This window comes from Dyella ginsengisoli LA-4, assembly GCF_000334915.1.
Classification (GTDB): Bacteria; Pseudomonadota; Gammaproteobacteria; order Xanthomonadales; family Rhodanobacteraceae; genus Dyella_A; species Dyella_A ginsengisoli_A.
Genome location: NZ_AMSF01000095.1, coordinates 68727 through 89722 on the forward strand (window position 1 = coordinate 68727; position 20996 = coordinate 89722).

General features: G+C 68.9%; 20 protein-coding genes. 3 read left to right on the top strand and 17 right to left on the bottom strand.

Features of this window, described 5'->3' with window-relative positions:
- Positions 1-21: 21 nt before the first annotated feature.
- The 11 genes from C693_RS0119875 to pdxH all read right to left on the bottom strand — a co-directional run bounded on the left by C693_RS0119875 (position 22) and on the right by pdxH (position 10507).
- Positions 22-1263: an ABC transporter permease gene (locus tag C693_RS0119875; RefSeq protein ID WP_017464036.1), complete on the bottom strand. Its 1242-nt coding sequence runs from the start codon at positions 1261-1263 to the stop codon at positions 22-24.
- Positions 1264-1273: 10 nt separating this feature from the next.
- Positions 1274-2587, bottom strand: a complete 1314-nt coding sequence (locus tag C693_RS0119880; protein WP_026107578.1) for an ABC transporter permease — start codon at positions 2585-2587, stop codon at positions 1274-1276.
- A 58-nt stretch (positions 2588-2645) separates the two neighbouring features.
- A complete protein-coding gene (locus C693_RS0119885) occupies positions 2646-3899 on the bottom strand; it encodes an ABC transporter permease (RefSeq protein WP_017464038.1) in 1254 nt (417 codons plus the stop codon).
- 10 nt (positions 3900-3909) lie between these two features.
- Positions 3910-5226 carry an ABC transporter permease gene (locus C693_RS0119890; protein ID WP_017464039.1) on the bottom strand — a complete coding sequence of 439 codons (1317 nt, stop codon included), beginning with the start codon at positions 5224-5226 and terminating at the stop codon, positions 3910-3912.
- Positions 5227-5326: 100 nt separating this feature from the next.
- Complete coding sequence (locus C693_RS0119895; protein WP_017464040.1) at positions 5327-6052, bottom strand: ABC transporter ATP-binding protein; 726 nt, start codon at positions 6050-6052, stop codon at positions 5327-5329.
- Positions 6053-6234: 182 nt separating this feature from the next.
- A complete protein-coding gene (locus tag C693_RS0119900; RefSeq protein WP_017464041.1) occupies positions 6235-7506 on the bottom strand; it encodes an efflux RND transporter periplasmic adaptor subunit in 1272 nt (423 codons plus the stop codon).
- A gap of 182 nt (positions 7507-7688) precedes the next feature.
- A complete protein-coding gene (locus C693_RS22800) occupies positions 7689-8234 on the bottom strand; it encodes a hypothetical protein (protein WP_017464042.1) in 546 nt (181 codons plus the stop codon).
- A 104-nt stretch (positions 8235-8338) separates the two neighbouring features.
- A complete protein-coding gene (hemP, locus tag C693_RS0119910) occupies positions 8339-8542 on the bottom strand; it encodes a hemin uptake protein HemP (RefSeq protein WP_017464043.1) in 204 nt (67 codons plus the stop codon).
- 81 nt (positions 8543-8623) lie between these two features.
- Entirely contained in the window at positions 8624-9421 is a 798-nt protein-coding gene (locus tag C693_RS0119915) for an ABC transporter substrate-binding protein (RefSeq protein ID WP_017464044.1), read from the bottom strand.
- Positions 9422-9465: 44 nt separating this feature from the next.
- Positions 9466-9906, bottom strand: coding sequence for a secondary thiamine-phosphate synthase enzyme YjbQ (locus C693_RS0119920; RefSeq protein WP_017464045.1), 441 nt, complete (start codon positions 9904-9906; stop codon positions 9466-9468).
- A gap of 13 nt (positions 9907-9919) precedes the next feature.
- Entirely contained in the window at positions 9920-10507 is a 588-nt protein-coding gene (pdxH, locus tag C693_RS0119925; RefSeq protein WP_017464046.1) for a pyridoxamine 5'-phosphate oxidase, read from the bottom strand.
- A 40-nt stretch (positions 10508-10547) separates the two neighbouring features.
- On the opposite strand from pdxH, the gene C693_RS0119930 reads away from it, so the two are divergent.
- Positions 10548-11378 (top strand): kinase, encoded by an 831-nt coding sequence (locus C693_RS0119930; RefSeq protein ID WP_017464047.1) that lies wholly within the window; start codon positions 10548-10550, stop codon positions 11376-11378.
- Positions 11379-11393: 15 nt separating this feature from the next.
- Here C693_RS0119930 and C693_RS0119935 read toward each other — a convergent pair whose 3' ends face one another.
- Both C693_RS0119935 and C693_RS0119940 read right to left on the bottom strand, forming a co-directional pair.
- On the bottom strand, positions 11394-11738 hold the full coding sequence (locus C693_RS0119935) for a YbjQ family protein (RefSeq protein ID WP_017464048.1): 345 nt from the start codon (positions 11736-11738) through the stop codon (positions 11394-11396).
- Between the two features lie 42 nt (positions 11739-11780).
- Complete coding sequence (locus C693_RS0119940) at positions 11781-12629, bottom strand: NAD-dependent epimerase/dehydratase family protein (RefSeq protein WP_017464049.1); 849 nt, start codon at positions 12627-12629, stop codon at positions 11781-11783.
- A 50-nt stretch (positions 12630-12679) separates the two neighbouring features.
- On the opposite strand from C693_RS0119940, the gene C693_RS0119945 reads away from it, so the two are divergent.
- Positions 12680-13219 (top strand): shikimate kinase, encoded by a 540-nt coding sequence (locus C693_RS0119945; protein ID WP_017464050.1) that lies wholly within the window; start codon positions 12680-12682, stop codon positions 13217-13219.
- Positions 13216-14307, top strand: coding sequence for a 3-dehydroquinate synthase (gene aroB, locus C693_RS0119950; RefSeq protein WP_017464051.1), 1092 nt, complete (start codon positions 13216-13218; stop codon positions 14305-14307). Before C693_RS0119945 ends, aroB begins: the two co-directional genes overlap by 4 nt.
- 93 nt (positions 14308-14400) lie before the next feature.
- On the opposite strand, the gene C693_RS0119955 is transcribed toward aroB, so the two are convergent.
- The 4 genes from C693_RS0119955 to purL form a co-directional block, all read right to left on the bottom strand.
- Positions 14401-15315: a DMT family transporter gene (locus C693_RS0119955; protein ID WP_017464052.1), complete on the bottom strand. Its 915-nt coding sequence runs from the start codon at positions 15313-15315 to the stop codon at positions 14401-14403.
- Entirely contained in the window at positions 15312-16172 is an 861-nt protein-coding gene (locus tag C693_RS0119960) for a glycosyltransferase family 2 protein (RefSeq protein WP_017464053.1), read from the bottom strand. Before C693_RS0119960 ends, C693_RS0119955 begins: the two co-directional genes overlap by 4 nt.
- Positions 16173-16260: 88 nt before the next feature.
- Positions 16261-17019 carry a hypothetical protein gene (locus C693_RS0119965; protein ID WP_017464054.1) on the bottom strand — a complete coding sequence of 253 codons (759 nt, stop codon included), beginning with the start codon at positions 17017-17019 and terminating at the stop codon, positions 16261-16263.
- Positions 17020-17066: 47 nt separating this feature from the next.
- The gene (purL, locus tag C693_RS0119970; RefSeq protein WP_017464055.1) at positions 17067-20933 is read right to left on the bottom strand and encodes a phosphoribosylformylglycinamidine synthase; all 3867 of its coding nucleotides are present in this window, start codon (positions 20931-20933) and stop codon (positions 17067-17069) included.
- Positions 20934-20996 lie beyond the last annotated feature (63 nt).

The window sequence follows — 20996 nt, forward strand, 5'->3', positions numbered from 1 at the left end:
CCGGCGTTGCCGCCGCCAAGCTCACACCGAGCGCGTCGCTTCCACCGGCGGCACGCGCGAAGCCTTCAGGGCGGGGGCGAGCACGGCCCCTTGCCCCAGTACCAACAGCAGCAGTACGCCGACGATCAGGTAAGCCATCGGCATCGGCTGCGAGGCGAAGCGCAGCATCAGCCAGAGGTTCATGCAGATGGCCAGCAGCAGCCCCAGCAGCACGCCGCCGCCGGTGATCAGCAGGTTTTCGGTAAGGAAGTAGCTCAGGATGTCGCGCTGACGGGCACCGAGCGCCCGGCGTACGCCGATCTGCTTGCGCCGCTGCCCTACCCAGAAACTGGTCAGGCCCACGATGCCCGCGGCGGTCACCGCCAGCAGCACCACGCAGATGATTGCCATCAGCACGGCCATGCCGCGATCGGTCTCGAACACCTTCTGACGGATGGCAGCGTAGTCCTGGATGCCGTCTTTCGGATCGATGATGCGCATGCGGCTCTGGGCGAGCAGTGCCTTCGGCGCCTCGCGCATCGCCGCAGCGAGCTGACCAGGCTTGGCGCGCACGATGTAATGGATGCCGCGCACGTCGGCGCTCCGCAGCGGCCAGATCAGCGACTGCCCGGCGTACCTGTTGCTCGACAAATCGACCCCTTGCCGATGCAGCGGATCGATGATGCCGATGATGGTGCTTGGCGTGGTGCCCATCGCGTAGAAGCTCTTGCCCAATGCTTTTCCATCGGGAAACAGGCGATCGGCCAGCGCTTTGCTCACGATCACCGTCGCCGGAGTGATGTTCTGCTGGGTACCCACCACCGACACTTCGTCTGGACGGAAATTGCGCCCCGCAACGAGCTTGAGACCCAGTGCATTGATGAAGTGCTCGTCGCCGAGATATACCGCCGCGTCGGTGGTCGGCTTGACCTGGTCGAGTGTCATGGTGACCAAGTTGTCCCAACCGCCGCCCTGCAACGGGTAGCCGCTGGCGGGCGCCGCATCCAGCACGCCAGGCAATTGCCGAAGAGCGAGCAAGTCGGCACGCACCTGCGCATCGACCTGCGATGTCGACTCGTCGGCGTTGGCCCACTGGTTGCTGATGACGAACACGTTGGCCTCGTCCACGCCGCTGGCCTGGGACAGATTGGCCAGCCGCTGGTGGATGATGAACAGCGCGTTGCACACGATGGCCAACGTCAGCGCGATCTGCAATGCGATCAGCGCGGTACCTGCCTTGTGCCGCCGCAGCGCGATGAGGATGGGCCGAATCTGGATATTCATGGCGGTCTCCTCAGCTGGACTTCAATTGCCAAGCTGGCTGCACGCGCGCGGCACGCCACGCCGGGTAGAACGCCGCAAGCACGGTGGCAACGATGGCCACAGCGAACGTCAAAGCAACGAGCGACGGATCGAGCTTGGCCAGCTTCGCGATTTCCGGGCGGAACAACACGCCAACACCAGCCACGCCTATCGCGGTGAACAACAGGCCCAGCAGGCCGCCGGCCAGGCCCACCGTGCCGGCCTCGATCAGGTATTGCGTATAAATCTCGCCGCGGGTCGCGCCCAGGGCGCGGCGCACGCCGATCTCGCCGGCGCGGCGCATGAATTTCGCCAGCAACAGACCGATCGTGTTGACCAGGCAGATCAGGAAGAACCCGAGCGCCACGGCCAGCGAAATGCGGCTCTCCGGCGGCACCACCTGTTCGTAGTCCATCCACTGCATCACGTCACGCAACCGCACGTTCGGCGCCCAGTTGAAGCGGCCGGCATGCTGCTGCTCGGCGGCGTAGTTGGTCAGGAAGCGACGATAGCCCGCGACTTCGGCGGGACTGTCCAGCTCCACCCACGGCGTGATCCATACGCAGTTGCTTTGCAGGTACTCCTGCCAAGTGGTGTAGCTGAGCGAACCGCGGCAACTGTTCCGACCGCCCGGACGCATCTCCAGATCCATCGCGCGGTTGAACACCATGTAGATGTCCGGCTCCTTCCCGAAGCCGTTGGTGCTGAACAGGTCATAGAAACGAGGACGCGGGTTCCAGTGACTCGTGACACCCACGATCTGGTAGTCGTGGCCGCCGAGGTCGAGGGTGCGACCCACGCTGTCGGCGCCCCCGAACAGCTTCTGGTTGAGCACGTCGCTGATGACGATCCCACTGGCACGCGCGTCGTCATCCCGAGTGCTCCAGCCCCCGCCATAGCGGAAAGGAACCTCGAACATGGTGAAGAAATCGCTGGTGACGGCATAACCATTGGCGTTCAGAGGCAGATCGCGGTTGCCGCCCGGTATCACCGAGAGCTGCACCTTGTAGAGCACCGTCTGGCGCCTAGCCTTATGCGCTGTCATCAAAGCCATCGCGTCGATGTAGCCCAGCGCTTCGCCCGGCTCGTTGTTCTGCAGGTTCTGCTGCGGCCCCCAACCGTCGATCTGCGGCGTGAACAGCCGCGCCGACTTGTCCGGAATCGGGTTGCCCGACACCGCGCGAAACACCGAGTAGGTGGTCATCGATGCGGCCACGCCGAAGCCAATCGCCATCACCATCAGGGCGGTGAGCATCGGGTTGCGCCGCAGGCTGCGCAATCCCAGCCGGAAGTAGTAGTCGAGCATCACCATGGATGGACTCCGCGCGGCAGGTGCCGATGGACGGGTGGTGGCGAGCGGTGCGTCATGCCGACCGCGTAGCCACCACCGGCGGCACGTTCGATGCACGACGCGCCGGGGCGAATACCGCGCCCTGCCCCAGCGCCATCACCGCCACGATGCCGGCCAGCACGTACAGCACCGGCAGGCGGTCCATCTCGAAATGCTTCATCAGCAGCATGTTCAGTCCGATCGCCAGGCCCAGCCCGATCAGCGCACCGGCACCGGAGATCAGCAGGTTCTCCATCTGGAAGTAGTGCAGGATGTCGATCTTTCGCGCGCCCAGCGCGCGCCGCACACCGATCTGACGGTGGCGCTGGCCGACCCAGAAGCTGGTCAGGCCGACGATGCCGGCGGCGGTGACGCCCAGCAGGATCAGGCAGACCACGCCCATCAGGATCGCCATGCCGACGTCGGAGCGGTAGGCCTCCTGGCGGATCTGCGCGAACGACTTGACGCTGTCGTCGTCCAGTACGCGCATGCGGCTCACCCCGTACAGCACGTCGGGCACGGCGTGCATCACCGCCTGCAGACGCCCCGGCTTGGTGCGGATCGCGTAGCGCGAGAAGTTGGCGTTCAGGCGGAACGGCTCGATCGTCGCGTTCCAGAGGAAACCGTTGACCCAGCTGCCGGTGGACGGAGCCTGCAAGCGCTCCACCTCGCCGATGATGGTGCTGGGCGAGCTGCCGCCGTCCAGGTAGATCGCCTTGCCCAGCGCGTCGCCCTTCGGATACAGCTTGTCGGCCAGCGCCTTGGTCACGATGATCACCGCCGGCGTGCCGCTGTCGCGGAAGCCGCGGTTGCGCACGTCGGCCGCAGTGAAGCCGCGCCCGGCCACCAGCTTCAGGCCCAGCGTCTTGAGCAGGTGCTCGTCGCCGAAGTAGTAGACGCTGCGGGCGTTGCCCGCGCGCAGGTCGCTGCCGGGCTTGAGCGCCACCGAGCCGGTCCACGACGAGTTGAGCAGCGGCAGCGAATTGATCGGCACCACCGATTCCACGTCCGGCATCGCGCGCAGGGCGGCGAGGTCGGCCTGCAGCAGGCTGTCGAGCTTCTCCACGTCTCCGGGCTGGTCGCCGCTGGGTGCACCGACCCAACTCTGGGTGACCAGCATCAGGTTGTCTTCCACCAGGCCGGTGGGCCGGTTCACGCGCTCGATGCGCTGGCCGATGATGAACACCGCGTTGCAGACGATGGCCAGGGTCAGTGCGATCTGCAGGGCGATCAGCACCACGCCCGCCTTGTGCCGGCGCAGGGCCGCGATCATGGGATGGAGCTTCATGGCGTGATCCTCAGTTCGACTTCAGCTGCCAGGCGGGCTGCACGCGCGAGGCCCGGAAGGTGGGATAGAGACCGGCCAGCATCGTGGCGACCACGGCGACGAGCAGGGTGATGGCCAGCAGCGAGACGTCCAGCCGCGCCAGCGAGGCGATGTCCTTGGGCATCACCCAGCCCACGCTGGCCACGCCGACGCCGGTCAGCAGCAGTCCCAGCACGCCACCGGCCAGGCCGACGATGCCGGCCTCGGTGAGGAACTGCGCGTAGATCGCGCTGCGCTGCGCGCCCAGGGCGCGGCGCACGCCGATCTCGCTGCTGCGACGCAGGAACTTGGCCAGCAGCAGGCCGGCGGTGTTGACCAGGCAGACCACCAGCAGGCCCAGGGCGACCAGCAGCGAGACCTTGGTGTCGCTGGGCACCACGTGCTCGGCGTCGAGCCAGGCCGGCACGTCGCGCAGACGATTGTTGGGTGCCCAGCCGAAACGCCCGGCCTTCTGCTGGTCCCGCGCGTAGCCGTCGAGGTACTCGCGATAGGCCTGCACCGCCGCGGCATCGTCCAGCTGCACCATGTAGGCCATCCACACGCAGCTCGAATGCTGCAGGCCGACGAAGCCGGACTCCTTCGGCACTTCGTTGCAGTTGGTGTTGCCGTTGTTCGGCATGCCCACGTCGATGGCGCGATTGAACGGCAGGAACACGTCCTCGGCGCCGTCGGTGAAGCCGCCGGTGTTGACCACGTCGAAGAAGCGCGGCTGCGGGTTCCAGTGGTCGGTCACGCCGACCACGCGGTAGTCCTTGCCCTCGATGTCCAGCGTGCGGCCGACGCTGTTCTGCCCACCGAACAGCTTGTCGTTGAGCTTGCTGCTGATCACTGCCACCGCCGAGCGCTGGGTGTCGTCGTCCGCGGTCCAGCCGGCGCCGTACTTGAACGGCACGTCGACCATCGGGAAGAACTCACTGAACACCGCATGCCCGCTGACGTTGATGGGATGCTTGCTGGCGTTGGCCGGGACCACCGACGGCGAGATCTGGTACATCGCCGACTGGTACCTGGCGCGGTGCGCGCGCATCAGCGCCATCGCATCGGTGTAGTCCATCGCGTCCGGCGGGTCGCCGTTCGGGTCGCGCGCCTTCGGTCCCCACATGTCGATCTGCGGCACGAAAAGCTTGGAGGATTTCCACGGAATCGGATCGCCCGATACCGCGCGGAACACCGAATAGGTGGTCATCGACGCGGCGACGCCGAAACCGATCGCCAGCACCATCAGCAGGGTCAGGCCGCGGCTGCGCTTGAGGCTTCGCAACGCCAGTTCGAAATAGTAGGCAAACATGAGCCGATCCTCGGAATGACTTGCACGACCGGGGACGCGCGGCATCGCTGCCGCGGACCTTTCCCCTGCATGACGCGGCGGCCGTGGCCGCCGCAGACGCTCAGCTGCGTCCCTGCCCCTGGCGGGCCTCGACGACGTGCGCGTGGAAGCGCGGGTCTTCGGCGAGGTCGACCACCTGGCCGTCGATGATGTGCACGTTGCGCTGCGCGCGCGCCGCCAGCTCCGGATCGTGCGTCACCATCACGATGGTCGCGCCCTCGCGATGGATCTCCTCCAGCAGTTCCATCACGCCGCGGGCCATCTGGGTGTCCAGGTTGCCGGTCGGTTCGTCCGCCAGCAGCAGGCGGGGGGAGCCGGCCAGCGCCCGGGCGATCGCCACGCGCTGCTGCTGACCGCCCGACAGTTCCGCCGGATAGTGCTTGGCACGCGAGGCCAGGCCGACGCGCTCGAGCGCACCCATGATGCGCTCCTTGCGCTCGGGCGCCTTCATGCCGCGGTAGCGCAGCGGCACCTCGACGTTGTCGAACACGTTGAGGTCGGGGATCAGGTTGAACGCCTGGAAGATGAAGCCGATTTTCTCGTTGCGGATCTTCGAGCGGGCGTTGTCGTCGAGCTGGCTCACCTCGATGCCATCCAGGTGGTATTGACCACCGGTGAAGGTCTCCAGCAGGCCGGCGATGGTGAGGAAGGTCGTCTTGCCCGAACCGGACGGGCCGGTCACGGCGACGAATTCGCCTTCCTTCACGTCGATGTTGAAATCGCGCAGCGCATAGGTTTCCACCACTTCGGTGCGGTAGACCTTGGACAGGTGGGTCATCTTGAGCATGGCTTTTCCTTACTCGTTGGTGGTCTGGAGGGTGGTGGCGGGGAACGGGGGATGGAGAGTCGGGAACACCGCATTCGCTGATCTGGGGAGAGCACCTCGCGGTCCCGTCGTCCGGCAGTCACGGCAAACTGCGGCGGCGGATCTGATTTCCCGACTCTCCATCCCCCGTTCCCCGCGCGTCTTCAACTGCTGATGGCGACGCGCTGGGCGCCCTTGAAGCTGTCGGTACCGGAGATCACGATCTTGTCGCCTTCCTTCAGGCCGTCGAGGATCTCCACCTTGTCGATGCTGCTGGCGCCCACGCGGATCGGCGTCTTCACGGCGATGCCGTCGCGCACCACGTAGGCATAGTTGCCACCGGACTCGTCGACGAACGAGCCGCGCTGCACGGTCAGCACGTTGTCGCGCTTGTCCAGCAGCACGCGCACCGACAGACGCTGGCTCTGGCGCAGCTGCTTGGGCGTGGCGCCATCGAAGGCCAGCCGCGCGGCGACCTCGCCATTGACCACTTCCGGCGAGATGGCGCTGACCTTGCCGTGCCAGGTCTGGCCGTTGCCGGTGATTTCGCCGGGCATGCCGATGCCCAGGTCGCGGGCAAAGCTCTCCGGCACCTGCATCTCCACCTGCAGCGCGGTCAGGTCGATCACGCTGAGCAATTGGGCGTCCTTGGCCACGGTGGCGCGCTCGGCGATGAACAGCTGGCCGACCTGGCCGTCCACCGGCGACTTCACGTTGAGGTCGTCGACCTGGCGTTGCAGGTCCTGCACCAGCAGCTTCTGCCGCTCATAGGCGAGCTTCTTCGATTCGATGTTGAAGTTCAGGCTGTCGTTGTCCAGGCCGAGGTTGGCCTTGGCGTGGCGCTCGGCGATCTGCGCCTTCTCCAGGGTGTCGTGGGCGGTGTCGACATCGGTCTTGGACACGGCGCCCTTGGCGTAGGCGGCCTCGTTGCGATCGACCGTGCGCTTGGCGGCCTGGGCGTCGATCTGCGCATTGTCGTAGGCCTGTTGCAGCGCCGCGCGCTGCTTCTTCGCGTCGATCTGGGCGCGCTTGTAGTCGACTTCCATCGCATCGGCGTTGGACTGTTCCTGCGCCAGCTTGTTGGTCAGTTCGGGACTGACGATGGTCGCCAGTACCTGGCCCTTCTTCACGGTGTCGCCGGCGTGCACCTTCAGCGTGACCGCGCCACCCGAGGTCGCGTAGAGCGTGGGGCTGTTCGCCGCCACCACCTTGCCCTCGGCGGCGATGTCGCGCACGAACGGACCGCGGGTCACCGTGGCGAAAGCCAGGCGCGAGGCGCTGACCGAGGCGTCGGCGGAGAACATCCGCATCACCCCGGGCAACGCCAGCGCCAGCACGGCGACCACGGCGACGCCCACGCCGATCAGCAGCATCCGGCGCTTGCGGTTGGATTTGACCTCGACCAGGCGGTCTTGGGCGGAGGTGTCACGGATCATCGCTCGGTCCCCAACGGCTGCGGACAGGTGCAGCCACGTAGACCTTTCAGCAATGGCCGTGCCAACGCCGGATATCGCCTAAAAACACCTTGATAACAACGATATACAGAAACCCTGCCTGTTGCCGGACGGTGTCCGCGGACACCCGGACGGACAGCCGGACAAGACCCCGGACACGGCGATCAGGCGACCAGCGCCACGCCCTCGGTGCGTACCAGCTCGCGCACCGTCCGCCAACTCAGCACGCAGTCCGGCAGCGCCGTGCTGGTGCACACCAGCGACCATGGCCCGATCGACTCCACCTCGAAGCGCAGACGACGCCCGCGGTGGGCCCGCCAGCGCGGCCGCGCCGCGGGCGCCACGGTCGCGTCGGCATGAGCCAGCAAGGCATCCCAGGCGAGATAGTCGGTATCTGGCAGCAGATACAGGCGGCAGCGGGGTTTGCCGGCGCGGTCGTGCACGGTGATCCATTCGCGCGGTCCGTCGATCGTGACCGCGCAGGCATGGGCGAGCAGCCCGGGATGCGCAAGCACCAGCCCGTCCGGGCTCCCCGACGCAATGTCCGGCGCTCCTGCGGACAGGTCGGCGGCCGGCCCGGCCCAGGCGCAGAACACCGGCCCCAGGGCGGCCAGGTCGCGGGCGAAGCACCGCGGATCGGGGGCGAGCCAGCTGGGTGGTGTCTCGACGGGGTTTGCGGCGACCAGGAAACGCGCACTCGGCAACGGCATGACCATGCCTCCATTGCGGTGGGGCCTGGCTGACCGTGCGGGACGGTGCTGGCGGTGGGCCGGTGGGGAGAAGGGCGCGGCGACAGCAGCCAGCGCCCCGGGAATCACTTGGTGAGGATCAGCTTGTCGTTGCGGGTCAGGCGCAGGCGGTACTCGCCTCCCTGATGGCGGATCACCAGCTCGCGGGCGCCTCGCAGCAGGGTGTCGCTGCTCACGCTGGGAACCTCTCGCGCGGCCAGCGGCAGGCTCAGGCTGCCGACCGGCAGGGCCGTCGCCTCGTCCGGAGTCATGTGCAGGGGTCGATTCATTGCGGCTTTCTCCACAAGGGGTTACGACTCAGATGATAAGCATTCTCATTTACAAGTCAACGCCCTTGTTCCTCACTCAGGTCACCGTGCTGCCCATGCCGCGATGATCCGGTGCAGCGCGTCGAGGCCATCGAACAGCGCGGCCGGCCCCGGCTGCAGGATGATCCGCGACTTCACCTCGAACAGCTGCCCGTCGCGCACTGCCGGAATGGCCTGCCAGCCGGGCCGGGCCGCAACCTTCTCCGGCCGGAAGCGCTTGCCGCACCAGGAGCCGAGGATGATGTCCGGTGCCCGCTCGATCACCGGGGCACCATCGGCGAGGATGCGCTGCTTGGCCAGCGGCTCGCGCGCCCGCTCGGGAAAAATGTCGTCGCCGCCGGCGATGTTGATCAGCTCGGCGACCCAGCGGATGCCGGTGATCAGCGGCTCGTCCCATTCCTCGAAATACACCCTGGGCCGGCGCGGCAGCGCGTCGGCGGCCTCGCGCACGGCGGTGATGTGCGCCTCGGCGCGTTGCGCGTAGGCCTCGGCCTTGTCGTGCGCACCGACCATCGCGCCGAGCCGGCGGATGTAGGCGACGATGCCCTCGACACTGCGATGGTTGGAGATCCACACCTCCACGCCCGCCTTGATCAGCTCGCGCGCGATGTCGGCCTGGATATCGGAGAAGCCGATCGCCAGGTCCGGCTCCAGCGCGAGGATCTCGCCGATCTTCGCGCTGGTGAACGCCGACACCTTGGGCTTTTCCCTGCGCGCGCGCGGCGGGCGCACGGTGAACCCGGAGATGCCGACGATGCGGTGCTCCTCGCCCAGCGCGTAGAGCACCTCGGTCGGTTCTTCGGTGAGGCAGACGATGCGCTGCGGGAAGGCGTCGGTCATGGTGGGCGATCACTGGAACGGAATCGCCCATGGTAACGGCGCGCTCAGCCGGCGCCGATCACCGTCACCTGCACCTTGCGCTGGTGCGCATCGATACGGTGCTCCCACAGGTACAGGCCCTGCCACGTGCCGAGCGCCAGCCGGCCGCCGTGCACCGGTACGGTGAGGCTGACGCCGGTGAGGATGGAGCGTACGTGGGCAGGCATGTCGTCCGGACCCTCATCGTCGTGGCGGAACAACGGGTCGCCATCGGGAACGGCACGGGCGAACCAGCGCTCCAGGTCCTCGCGCACGGTGGGGTCGGCGTTCTCGCCGATCAGCAGCGAGCAGCTGGTGTGTGCGGTGAACACGTGGGCCAACCCGGTCTGCACGCCGCTGGAGGCGATCGCGTTGGCCACCTCGTCGGTGATCTCGCTGAAACCGCGACCGCGCGTGTGTACGGTGAACCCGCCCTGCGCAACGTGATCGACAGCCTGGCGACGCACCTCGGCGGCCTCCTCAGGGATACAGCAGGCGATGGGTCCAGGTCTGGCCGTGGCGGCTCCAGCGCACGCGCTCGTGCAACCGGAACTGCGCGCCGTACCAGAACTCCACCGTGTCCGGCTCGACCACGTAGCCACCCCAGTGCGCCGGGCGTGGCACGTCGCGCCCCTCGAACTCCTGCTCGTAGCGCGCCACGCGCTGCTCGAAGGTCTCGCGGTCAGGCAACGTCTGCGACTGCAGCGAGGCCCAGGCGCCGACCTGGCTGCCGCGCGGCCGGGTGGCGAAATAGGCGTCGGATTCCTCCGGCATCAGCTTGCGCGCCGCACCCTCGATCCGAACCTGCACGCCCTCGCGCACCCCCTTCCAGTGGAAGTTGAGCGCCACCTGCGGATGCGCCTCGATCTGGCTGCCCTTGTCGCTGTCGTAGTTGGTGAAGAAGCGGAAACCGCGCTCCTCCACATCCTTCAGCAGCACCACGCGGGAACTCACCCGCCCGGCCGCATCCACGGTGGCCAGGTTCATGGCTGTGGGCTCGCGGTCGCCGCTGGCCTTGGCCTCCTCCAGCAGCTGCGTGAAGGTGTCCAGAATCTCGCGATTGAGCATAGGTCTTGAATCGTGGCCGGGGCGCGTCATCATGGCGCGGATGAACAACGATCCTAGCACGCAGAATCAGGCGCTGGCCGTGCTTCTGCTCGACCACTACGCCGGTCGCATCGCCCGGGCGCGGCGCACCTACCTGATGGGCCTGTCCGGCCTGCAGGGCAGCGGCAAGAGCACGCTGGCCCGCGTCATCCGGACGCAGGCCGAATCGCGCGGCATCCCCACCGAAGTGCTGTCGCTGGACGACTTCTACTATTCGCGTTCGGACCGCGAGCTGATGGCGCGCGAGATCCACCCGCTGCTGCGCACCCGCGGCGTGCCGGGCACGCACGAGATCGAGCTGCTGATGTCGGTGCTTGCCGGCCTGCCCAAGGCGTCGGACAAACTGCCGGTGCCCTACCCGCGCTTCGACAAGGGTCGCGACACGCGACTGCCTCCGTCACGCTGGCCGAAGGTCACCCGGCCGCCGAAGCTGGTGATCCTGGAAGGCTGGGCGCTGGGTATCCGTCCGCAGACCGTCGCCGCGCTGGCCGCACCGGTGAACGGACTGGAACGCACCGAGGATCCCGACGGCGCCTGGCGTCGCTGGGTCAACAAGCAGCTGCGCGGCTACCAGCCGCTGTGGCGCAAGCTCGATGCGCTGATCGTGCTGCAGGCGCCGAACTGGGATGTGGTGCGCCGCTGGCGCAGCGAGCAGGAGCAGCGGCTGATCGCCCGCCATGCCCCGCTGGCGATGGACGGCGAAGCTATGCAGCGTTTCCTGGCGCACTTCGAGCGGCTCAGCCGCCACGCGCTGGCCACCCTGCCGAACCTCGCCGACAGCTGGGTCGAATACGACACCGAGCGCCACGTGATCGGACTCAATCACAACTGACGCCCGCCCCCGCTCTCAACCGCCTGGTTCAACCTGCACGGCGGTGCCATAGGCCAGCACCTCGGTGACGCCCTGCGCCACTTCATTGGCGTCGTAGCGCATGCCGATCACGGCGTTCGCGCCCAGTGCCGCGGCATGGTCGAGCATCAGCTCGAACGCCTCGACGCGGGCCTTCTCGCACAGCTCGGTGTACAGCGTGATGTTGCCACCGACCAGGGTCTGCAGCGCTGCGCCGACGTTGCCGACGATGCTGCGTGAGCGCACGGTGATGCCGCGCACGATGCCGAGCGGACGCACCACGCGATAGCCGGGAACGTCGTTGGTGGTGCTGACCATGTGGCGGGAAACCGGGGTCGGCATGACAGGCTCCTTGAGGTAGGTGGCTGCGCGAAGACAGCCGGTTCAAGACTGCGGTTGGGCATCGTCCCACAATGCCGTGTAGCCGGAACGGGCATCCGGCCAGCGCGGCGCCCAGCCGCTGGCGCGCAGGCGCGCATTGGAGAGGCGCTTGCTGCCGATGCCGGCCGGTGCCGGGCCGTCCGCCGGTACCGGCGCCCCGACCAGCGTGGCGAGATGGTCGTACAGCACGTCCAGCGGCAGCGGCGTGTCGTCGGCGCCAAGGTACACCGGGTGCGGATCGGGTACGGCGAGCAGATGGGCGATGGCCCCGGCTGCATCCTCGACGTGGATGCGGTTGGCCCAGTGCGGCTGTCGCCTCGGCACGCGGGCCTGCCCGGTGCGCACGCGCTCGAGCAGTTGCAGGCGCCCGGGGCCGTACAGGCCGGCCAGCCGCAGCGCGATCGATCGCACCGGTTGCGCGGCCAGCCAGCGCTCGGCCTCGAGCAGCACCGCGCCGTTGAATCCCGGCGGGTCGGCGGGCGTGTCCTCGTCCACCCAGTCACCGTCGTGGTCGCCGTGGACGGCGCTGGAGGAGACGAACAGCACGCGGCGCAGCGCCGACGGATCCAGCGCCGCCATCACCCGGCGCAGGCCGTCGACGAACACCGCGCGATACGCCGCCTCCGTGCGCGCGCCCGGTGTCGGCAGATGCACCAGCTGCGTGATGCCGGGTGGCAGCGCTGGCAAACCGTCGTCGCGCGACAGGTCGCCGGCCAGCCAGGCGATGCCCTCGGCCACGCCTTGCGGCGGATGCCGGCGCAGCGCGAAAACCGTGTCGCCGCGGGCCTGCAGGCTTCGGGCCACACGCATGCCCAGGTCGCCGCAGCCGGACAGCAACACACGCTCGCTCATGGCCCTGGAATTCCCCTCTGACGCCGGATCGGCCCTGCTAGCATGCGCGCATGAATCCGTCGTGCAACCTGTTCATCGTCGGACCGACCGGAGCCGGCAAGACCTCGATCGGCCGACGCCTCGCCGAACATTACCAGCTCGCCTTCGTCGACCTCGACCAGGAGATCGAGCGGCATTGCGGCGTGCCGGTGGGTACGGTGTTCGAGCTGGAAGGCGAGGCCGGCTTCCGCCGCCGCGAGAGCGACATGCTCGACCACTGCACGCAGCCGCAGGGCATCGTACTGGCCACCGGTGCCGGCGCCGTGCTCGATCCGGTCAATCGCCAGCGCCTGGCCGCGCGCGGCTACGTGCTGTGGCTGCAGGCCGGCATCGAGCAGCAGCTCGAGCGGCTCGCCCGCGACACCAAGCGGCCACTGCTGGCGGGGGAGGATCGCCGCGCGAAGCTCGCCGCGATGCGCGAGGCACGCGAACCGCTGTACCGCGAACTGGCCGACCTGGTGCTGCCGGACGAGCACGAGAGCGTGCACGCGGCCACCCAGCGCGCCATCGCCCTGATCGACACCCACTGGAACCGTACCCGAGCCGCATGAACACCCCTGCCCTCCGCTCCATCGACGTCGCCCTCGGCCACCGCAGCTACGCGGTGCGCATCGGTCCGGGCCTGCTCGCCGACAGCGCCGCCTGGCGCGCCGCGATCCGCGGTCGACACGTGCTGGTGATCAGCAACACCACGGTGGCGCCGCTGTACCTGGACACGGTGGCGAAGGGGCTGGAGGGTCTGACCTGGGATCGCTTCCTCATCGAGGACGGCGAGGCCCACAAGACCTTCGACAACGTCGGCCGCGCGCTGGCCGCGCTGGCCAAGCTCGGCGCCACCCGCGACGCCTGCATCATCGCGCTGGGCGGCGGCGTGGTCGGCGACCTGGCCGGTTTCACCGCGGCCTGCTGGATGCGCGGCATCGACTTCATCCAGCTGCCGACCACGCTGCTGGCGATGGTCGACTCCTCGGTCGGCGGCAAGACCGGCGTGAACCTCCCGGCCGGCAAGAACCTGGTCGGCGCGTTCCACCAGCCGCGCGGCGTGTTCGCCGACATCGACACCCTGGCTACCCTGCCCGCGCGCGAATATCGCGCCGGCCTGGCCGAGGTGGTCAAGGGCGCGGCGATCGGCGATGCGGATTTCTTCGCCTGGCTGGAGGCGCACGCCGGTGCGCTGGCCGCGCGCGATCCGGCGACGGTGAGCGAGGCGATCGCGCGCAAGGTCGCCTACAAGGCCGGCGTGGTCGCCCGCGACGAGACCGAACAGGGCGAGCGCGCCCTGCTCAACCTCGGCCACACCTTCGGCCATGCGCTGGAGACCGCCGGCCGCTACACCGCCCTGCTGCACGGCGAGGCGGTGGCGGTCGGCATGGTGCTGGCCGCGCAGCTCTCGCAGCAGCTCGGCATGGCCACGCTGGACGATACCCTGCGCCTGCAGCGCCTGCTCGACATGCTGGGCCTGCCCACCGACATCCCCGAAGGCATGGATCCGCAACAGCTGCTCGCACTGATGCGGCTGGACAAGAAGAACACCGCAGGCACGCTGCGGTTGATCCTGTGGCGCGGCATCGGCCGGGCGGAGATCGTCAGCGGCGTGGCCGAAGACGCCGTGCTGGGCGTACTGCAGGCGGCCGCGTAGGAGCCCGCTCGCGGGCGATGCTTTTGCCTTTTGCTTCGATGCGGATCAGGAGCAGGGGCATCGCCCGCGAGCGGGCTCCTACCCGGCTGTCCGTCACACCTCGTGGTGGATCGCCTCGGCCGGCATCGCCTCGGCCCTGCGCGCGCTGCGTCGCGGCGCCAGCTCCACCAGGTACATCGCCGCCAGCACCAGCGCGCCGCCGCCGAGCATGCGCCAGCTCAGCGACTCACCGCCGAAAGCCACCGCGAAGCCGGCGGCGAACACCGGCTCCAGTGTCATCACGATCGCCGCGCGGGTGGCCGGCATGTGCGCCTGCGCCCAGGTCTGCACCAGCATCGCGCCGGCACCGGCGGCCAGTGCCATGTAGATCAGCGCGAACCACACGCCGCGGTCCGGCGGCAGCTTCGGCCCATGCGGCAACGTGGCCAGCAGGCAGACCACGGCGATCGCCAGCATCTGCACGGTGGACAGCGCGAACGCATCGCCCGGCCGCGACCACTGCCCCAGCCCGACGATGTGCAGGCCGTACAACGCCGCCGAGAGCAGCACCAGTACCACGCCGCGGTTCACGCTGAAGCCCTGCAGCGACAGCAGTGCCAGCCCTCCGGTAGCCAGCAGCACCGCGATCCAGGTGACCGATGGCAGACGCTGGCGCAGCAGCACGGTGCCGAGCAGCGGGGTGAACACCACGTACATGCCGGTGACGAAGCCGCTGACGCTGGCCGACGCGTAGATCTGCCCGGTGGTCTGCAGCAGCTGTGCCACGCCATACACCACGCCCAGCGCCAGCGCCTGCAGCCACTGCCGCCGGGGCAGGCGCATCAGCGGACGGGCGAACATCAGCGCCATGGCCAGCGCGGCGATCACGAAGCGCACGGCCAGGAAATCGGCCACTGCCACGCGCTGCACGACATCCTTGATGAGAAAAAAGGTGGAACCCCACACCGCAGTGACCACGACCAGCGCCAGGGTGGCGAGCGCGCCGGTGCGCGCAGGGGAGGTGCTCATGCGGGGGCCATGGTGGAGCTGCGCCGACGACGCAGCAGCTGCCCGGGCACCTGCAGCGCGAAATGCACCCAGATGCTGAGCCAGACCAGTGCGGCCACGTGCGGCTTGCGTGCCGCCGGATCGAACTTGCGGAACCAGCGCCACATGCCGCGATGCTTGTGACGGCTGACGAACACCGGCCGGTGACGGCTGGAGCCGCCCTTGCCGTGCAGCACGCGCACGTCTCCGGCGAGCATCACGCGGTAGCCGGCGTCCCGCACGCGGCGGCACAGGTCCAGGTCCTCGCAATGCAGGAAGTAGCCTTCGTCGAAGCCGCCCAGGTACTCGAACACGCGGCGCGAGACCAGCATCAACGCACCGGAGACGGCCTCCGCCTCGACCGCATGGTCGGGGATCGGTCCGTCGATGTTCACGCCCTCGCCGGGGCGGTCGAACATCGTGTTGAGCGAGCGTTCGAGCAGCGGGTCGCGCCGGTACGAGGCGGGATCGGGATGGCCCGCGGCATCGCAGACCACCGCACCGACCAGGCCGGTGCGCGACTGTGCGTCGAAGGCGGCGACCAGCCGCGGCACCGTGTCCGGCTCGAGCAGGCAGTCCGGATTGAGTATCAGCAGCCGCTGCCCGCTCGCACGTTTCGCCGCTCGGTTCACTGCCGGTCCAAAGCCGAGGTTGGCGTGGTTGTAGATGAGGGTGAGCCGCAGGTCCTGCTCGTGTGCGCGGGCGATGGCCTCGGGCATGCCATCGCGCGAGCCGTTGTCGATCAGCAGCACTTCGCGCACGCCGGGACAGGCCAGCGCGCGCCGCACGCACTCGTGCAGCCCCGGGCCACTGTCGGCCGAGACCACGATGACACTCACGTCGGGCACGCCCGCGGCATGCGCAGGAGGGGAAGAAGGGGTGCTCACCTGCACAAGTATGCGCGCGTGGCGGCGATTGGAAAACGGCTCAGTCGGCCGGCTCGCGCCGCAGCGCCTCGTCCAGCGGCACCGGCATCTCGCCCGGGCCCGACTGCAGCCAGGGACGGCCCGCATACCAGCCGCACAGGCTGCGCCGGCGCAGCCGGTGCACGCGCCCGCCCCGACGATCCCAGAGCAGGACGCCCGGTGGTATCTCCACTGCCAGCCAGCCGCCGCCGGGATCGATCGCGCAACGTCCGGGCGGTGCCTCGACGTCGCTGCCGTCATCGAAACGGAAGCCGGCAAAACCCGCCTCCCGCACGTAGTGCAACTGGCCGCCAGGCTGGCCCGCAGGGGACGCCGGCAATCCTGCCGAGCAGGCATGCCAGCTCGGCGGCGCCAGCTCGATGATGCCGCTGCCCACCGGCGCCGGCGCCAACACGCGCTCCGGCCATTCGTCTCCGGCAGACGGAGTCCCGGCGGCCTCCCGTTCCGCACGGCGATGGCGGTCCAGCCAGGCCTCGAGCCCGGCCAGCAGGGTGAATCCTGCCAGCGCGGCCACCGCGGCCACGGTCCAGCCGAGCGCCGCCTCGGCGAAGCCATGACCCAGCGCGAACGATACGCCGGGCAAGCCCCAGCGCAGCGACAGCCGCAGACGTCCCTGCCAGGCATGCAGGCGCTCCACCTGCACCAGCAGTGCCGCAGCGATGCCGAGCAGCAGCGGCAGCCCCAGCCACCACGGCACCAGCGCCAGCGCGATCAGCCAGAGCGCGAATGGCCAGGTGCGGCGCAGGGCGAGGCCGCGCATGGCTCAGCCGCCGCGGATCGCGGCGGCGCGGGAGGATCCGCTGCCGCTCAGCCGCACCATGCCCGCGCGTTGCGGAACATGCGCATCCACGGCGAGTCCTCGCCCCAGCTGTCCGGGCACCAGCTCAGCTGGGCGCTGCGGAACACCCGCTCGGGATGCGGCATCAGGATGGTCACCCGGCCCTCGGCCGCGGTGAAGCCGGCCAGGCCGCCCGGCGAGCCGTTCGGGTTCAACGGGTAGTTCTCGGTCGGCTTGCCGCGGTTGTCGACGAAGCGCACCGCCGCCTGCGCCTTGGACGGGCTGCAGACATTGGGGAAATGCACGCGGCCTTCGCCGTGCGCCACCGCCACCGGGATGCGCGAGCCGGTCATGCCCTTGAAGAACAGGCTGGGCGAATCGAGGATCTCCAGCGTCGCCACGCGCGCCTCGTACTGCTCGGAGGCGTTGCGCAGGAACTTCGGCCAGTGCTGCGCACCGGGGATGATGTCCTTCAGCTGGCTGAGCATCTGGCAGCCGTTGCACACGCCGAGGGCGAACTTCGACGGATCGGCGAAGAACGCCTCGAACTGCGCGCGCAGATCGGCGTTGTAGAGGATCGACGTGGCCCAGCCACGGCCGGCGCCCAGCACGTCGCCGTAGGAGAAGCCGCCGCAGGCGGCGAAGCCGCGGAAATCGGCCAGCTTCATCCGGCCCGAGGCCAGGTCGGACATGTGCACGTCCACCGCGTCGAAGCCGGCGCGGGTGAACGCGGCGGCCATCTCCACCTGACCATTGACGCCCTGCTCGCGCAGGATCGCCACGCGCGGGCGCGGCGCGCCGCTTTCCAGGTACGACGCGGCGACGTCCTTGGCGATGTCGAAGGTGAGCTTCGGCGTGATGCCCGGGTCGGTGTCGTCCAGCCGCCACTCCAGCTCGGCATCGGCGCTGAGCGGGTTGTCGCGCAGCCGCTGCATCGCGTGGCTGGTCTCGTTCCACGCCTTGTACAGCGTGGACCACTGCCACTTGAAGGCGGCTTCGTTGCCGAGGAACAGCTTGATGCCGAGCTTTTCCTTCGGCCGGCCGATGCGATGGCTCAGCCCGGCCAGCCCGTGCTTGACCAGCAGCGCCTCGAACGCCTCGCGGTTGGCGTCGGCCACCTGCAGCACGGCACCGAGTTCCTCGTTGAACAGCGCGCGCAGGGTCGCCTCGGCCCAGCCGTCCAGATGGATCTCCAGACCGCAGTGACCGGCAAAGGCCATCTCCAGCAGGGTCACGATGACGCCGCCATCGGAACGGTCGTGGTAGGCGAGCAGCAGCCCGGCGCGGTTGGCCTCCTGCACCAGGTCGAACAGGCCCTTCAGGCGCTTGGCGTCCTCCAGGTCCGGCGGCACGCCGCCGGCGCGGTTGAACACCTGGGTCAGCGCCGAACCGCCGAGGCGGTCACGGCCTCCGCCGAGGTCGACCAGCCACAGGTCGGACGGACCGCGGTCGAGCTTGATCTGCGGCGTGAGCGTACGGCGCACGTCGCTGACGCGGGCGAAGCCGGTGATCACCAGCGACACCGGCGACACGGTGGACTGGCGCTGCTCGCCGTCCATCCAGACCGTCTGCATCGACAGCGAGTCCTTGCCGACCGGAATCGAGATATCCAGCGTCGGGCACAGCTCCATGCCCACTGCCTTGACCGCGTCGAACAGCGCGGCATCCTCGCCCGGCGTGTTCACCGCGGCCATCCAGTTGGCCGACAGGCGCACTTCGCCCAGCGAATCGATCGCCGCGGCAGCCAGGTTGGTGATCGCCTCGCCCACCGCCAGCCGCGCCGCGTCGGCGCTGTTGAGCAGCGCCACCGGGGCGCGCTCGGCCATCGCCATCGCCTCGCCGGCGTAGCCGTCGAAGTCGGCGATGGTCACCGCGCAGTCGGCCACCGGCACCTGCCACGGACCGACCATCGGATCGCGATGGTTGAGGCCGCCGACGGTGCGGTCGCCGATGGTGATGAGGAAGTTCTTCGAACCCACCGTCGGCAGGCGCAGCACGCGCAGCACCGCCTCGTCCATGCCCACGCCGGACAGGTCCGGCACCAGGTCGATGCGCGCCTTGATGCGCGTGGCGTCGCGATGCATGCGCGGCGGCTTGCCGAACAGCACGTCCATCGGCAGGTCGATCACGGTGAGGTCGCGACGCGGGTCGATCACCTTCAGCAGGCGCTCTTCGGTGGCCGTGCCGACCACCGCGTACGGGCAGCGCTCGCGGGCACAGTAGGCCTCGAACTCGGGCAGGTCCTCGGCGGCGATGCCGAGCACGTAGCGCTCCTGCGACTCGTTGCTCCACACCTGCATCGGCGACAGCGAGGGGTCGTCGCAGGGCACCGTCGACAGATCGATCTCGCCACCGACACCGGCGTCGTTGAGCAGCTCGGGGATCGCGTTGGACAGGCCGCCGGCGCCGACATCGTGGATGCTGACGATCGGGTTCTTGTCGCCGCGCGACCAGCAGGCATCGATCACCTGCTGGCAGCGACGTTCCATCTCGGCGTTGTCGCGCTGCACCGAGGCGAAGTCCAGCTCCGCGCTGGAGGTGCCCGAGGCCACCGACGAGGCGGCGCCACCGCCCAGACCGATCAGCATCGCCGGGCCGCCCAGCACGATCACCTTGTGACCGGGCTTGAGTTCGCGCTTCTGCACGTGGTCGGCGCGGATGTTGGCCAGGCCGCCGGCGATCATGATCGGCTTGTCGTAGCCGCGGCGGAAGCCGACCTGACCGGGCAGCTCGTTCTCGTAGGTGCGGAAGTAGCCGCCCAGGCAGGGGCGGCCGAATTCGTTGTTGAACGCGGCGGCGCCGAGCGGGCCGTCGCGCATGATCTCGAACGCGGTGGCCATGCGCGGCGGCAGCGGACGCTCCACCTCCCACGGCTGCCAGTGGCCGGGGATGCGCAGGTCGGATACCGAGAAACCGGTCAGGCCGGCCTTGGGCTTGGCTCCGCGGCCGGTCGCGCCCTCGTCGCGGATCTCGCCTCCGGCACCGGTGGCGGCGCCCGGCCACGGCGCGATCGCGGTGGGATGGTTGTGCGTCTCGACCTTGATCGCGTAGTCGATGCGCTCGTCGTGCGCACGCCAGATGCCGTCGTCGTCGGTGAAGAAGCGCTTGCCTTCATTGCCCTGGATCACCGCCGCGTTGTCCTTGTAGGCCGACAGCGTGTGCGCGGGCGAGTGCTGGTGGGTGTTCTTGATCATGGCGAACAGGCTCTTGTCCTGCGCTTCGCCGTCGACCGTCCAGCTGGCGTTGAACACCTTGTGGCGGCAGTGCTCCGAATTGGCCTGGGCGAACATGAACAGCTCGGCGTCGGTCGGGTCGCGGCCCAGGTCGCCGTAGCGGGCGGCCAGGTACTCGATCTCGTCCTCGGCCAGCGCCAGGCCGAGCCGCGCATTGGCTTCGGCCAGCGCCGCCAGCGGATCGCCGCCCAGCGTGATGTGCACCAGGTCGCCCGGGGTACCGGCGAGGAACAGACCCTGCGCCCGGGAAAGGTCGGTCAGCACCGACTGCGTCATCGCGTCGTGCAGCACGCCCATCACTGCTTCGTGGTCCGGCGCACCGGCCTCGGGCAGGCCGACCGCCAGCCACGCCATGCCGCGTTCGACGCGGCGCACGTCGAAGCCGGCGCCATGCAGGATGTCGGTGGCCTTGCTCGACCACGGCGAGATGGTGCCCAGCCGCGGCACCACCCACAGCGTGGCTTCCTCCGGCTCGGCGTCCTTCGCCTCGAGCACCTCGAGCAGGCGCTTGCGCTGCTCGCCTTCAGGCAGGTGGTCGGCGTCGAGGAAGTAGACGAACCAGGATGCCTGCACACGGGCACCGCGATGCAGCACATCGAGGCGGGCGTTGAGGCGGTCGAGGCGGAACGGCGAAAGGGCGTTTTGCCCGTCGAAAGCGATCATGCGAGGGGGAATGGCGCTGTACGGGAAAACCGCCATTCTACCCGATGCTGCACCACCGCATCG

Excerpts from the sequence above, each read along its gene's own strand:
- C693_RS0119875 (WP_017464036.1), bottom strand. The coding sequence starts at position 1,263 with ATGAATATCCAGATTCGGCCCATCCTCATCGCGCTGCGGCGGCACAAG.
- C693_RS0119880 (WP_026107578.1), bottom strand. The coding sequence starts at position 2,587 with ATGCTCGACTACTACTTCCGGCTGGGATTGCGCAGCCTGCGGCGCAAC.
- C693_RS0119885 (WP_017464038.1), bottom strand. The coding sequence starts at position 3,899 with ATGAAGCTCCATCCCATGATCGCGGCCCTGCGCCGGCACAAGGCGGGC.
- C693_RS0119890 (WP_017464039.1), bottom strand. The coding sequence starts at position 5,226 with ATGTTTGCCTACTATTTCGAACTGGCGTTGCGAAGCCTCAAGCGCAGC.
- C693_RS0119895 (WP_017464040.1), bottom strand. The coding sequence starts at position 6,052 with ATGCTCAAGATGACCCACCTGTCCAAGGTCTACCGCACCGAAGTGGTG.
- C693_RS0119900 (WP_017464041.1), bottom strand. The coding sequence starts at position 7,506 with ATGATCCGTGACACCTCCGCCCAAGACCGCCTGGTCGAGGTCAAATCC.
- C693_RS22800 (WP_017464042.1), bottom strand. The coding sequence starts at position 8,234 with ATGCCGTTGCCGAGTGCGCGTTTCCTGGTCGCCGCAAACCCCGTCGAG.
- hemP (WP_017464043.1), bottom strand. The coding sequence starts at position 8,542 with ATGAATCGACCCCTGCACATGACTCCGGACGAGGCGACGGCCCTGCCG.
- C693_RS0119915 (WP_017464044.1), bottom strand. The coding sequence starts at position 9,421 with ATGACCGACGCCTTCCCGCAGCGCATCGTCTGCCTCACCGAAGAACCG.
- pdxH (WP_017464046.1), bottom strand. The coding sequence starts at position 10,507 with ATGCTCAATCGCGAGATTCTGGACACCTTCACGCAGCTGCTGGAGGAG.
- C693_RS0119930 (WP_017464047.1), top strand. The coding sequence starts at position 10,548 with ATGAACAACGATCCTAGCACGCAGAATCAGGCGCTGGCCGTGCTTCTG.
- C693_RS0119935 (WP_017464048.1), bottom strand. The coding sequence starts at position 11,738 with ATGCCGACCCCGGTTTCCCGCCACATGGTCAGCACCACCAACGACGTT.
- C693_RS0119940 (WP_017464049.1), bottom strand. The coding sequence starts at position 12,629 with ATGAGCGAGCGTGTGTTGCTGTCCGGCTGCGGCGACCTGGGCATGCGT.
- C693_RS0119945 (WP_017464050.1), top strand. The coding sequence starts at position 12,680 with ATGAATCCGTCGTGCAACCTGTTCATCGTCGGACCGACCGGAGCCGGC.
- aroB (WP_017464051.1), top strand. The coding sequence starts at position 13,216 with ATGAACACCCCTGCCCTCCGCTCCATCGACGTCGCCCTCGGCCACCGC.
- C693_RS0119955 (WP_017464052.1), bottom strand. The coding sequence starts at position 15,315 with ATGAGCACCTCCCCTGCGCGCACCGGCGCGCTCGCCACCCTGGCGCTG.
- C693_RS0119965 (WP_017464054.1), bottom strand. The coding sequence starts at position 17,019 with ATGCGCGGCCTCGCCCTGCGCCGCACCTGGCCATTCGCGCTCTGGCTG.
- purL (WP_017464055.1), bottom strand. The coding sequence starts at position 20,933 with ATGATCGCTTTCGACGGGCAAAACGCCCTTTCGCCGTTCCGCCTCGAC.